The following is a 1,022-nucleotide window of genomic DNA, read 5'->3' on the forward strand; positions in this document are numbered from 1 at the left end:
AGCTGGATCGGCGCGCGTTACCTGAGCCAGATGCTGGTGCACTCGCGCATCATGTTTATGAAGCGCCGCGAGGCGAATGGGAGACCACGCTGGCCCAAATCTGGGCCGAATTGCTCGAAGTGGAGCGTGTGGGTCGGCACGACAGCTTTTTTGCACTCGGGGGCCATTCGCTGCTGGCGGTGCGCTTGATGAACCGAGTCAGCGCGCTGGGTGCCGACGTGCCGCTTGCGGCCCTCTTTGCATCGCCGACGCTGGCCGCGTTTGCGGCGGTGGTGAGTGCGCAACTGAACCAGCAAACCAGTGCGCTGCCTGAGATCACACCGGTCCCACGCGAAGGCGTCTTACCGCTGTCGTTCGCGCAGCAGCGGCTATGGTTTCTCGCACAACTTGATAAGACCAGTGCTAACTATCATATCCCGCTTGTCCTGCATGTGCGTGGGCCATTAAACCGAGTCGCATGGCAGCAGGCATTGGATGCGCTCCTCGCCCGTCATGAAGCGTTGCGCTCGACGTTTGTGAGCGTCGAGGGTCAGCCGCAGGTGCAGTTGTTGCCGGCTGACACGGGCGTGCCGCTGCGCTGGCATGATTTGCGTGGAGTACCCGATGCCGATGCGCAGCTGTCGCGTCTGACTACCGATGAAGTGCACGCGCCGTTCGATTTGGCGCGTGGACCGCTGATGCGTGCATGCGTTATTCGGCTCACCGATGACACCTATCAGTGCGTGCTCGCGCAGCATCATATTGTGTCGGACGGCTGGTCGCTTGAAGTGCTGATAAGAGAACTCAGTGCATTGTACGCGGCAAGCGTTGGGGCGCAAGCCGATCCGCTGCCAGCGCTGACGATCCAGTATCCAGATTACGCGGCTTGGCAGCGTCAGTGGCTATCGGGCGAGCGGCTACAGGCGCAGAGCGACTACTGGCGCACGACACTGGCTGATGCGCCGGTGCTGCTGGAACTACCGACGGACCGGCCGCGCCCGGCACAACAGTCGTTTGCTGGTGCCCACGTGCCGGTGCAGATC

At 62.2% G+C, this 1,022-nt stretch carries 1 protein-coding gene; it reads left to right on the forward strand.

Going from position 1 to position 1,022, the window contains the following annotated elements; translation table 11 throughout:
- Window positions 1–1,022: condensation domain-containing protein (locus KQH55_RS15840; RefSeq protein ID WP_373566411.1), on the forward strand; the 1,022-nt coding region annotated here is incomplete at both ends.

It is taken from the genome of Mycetohabitans sp. B3 (genome assembly GCF_021498065.1).
GTDB lineage: Bacteria > Pseudomonadota > Gammaproteobacteria > Burkholderiales > Burkholderiaceae > Mycetohabitans.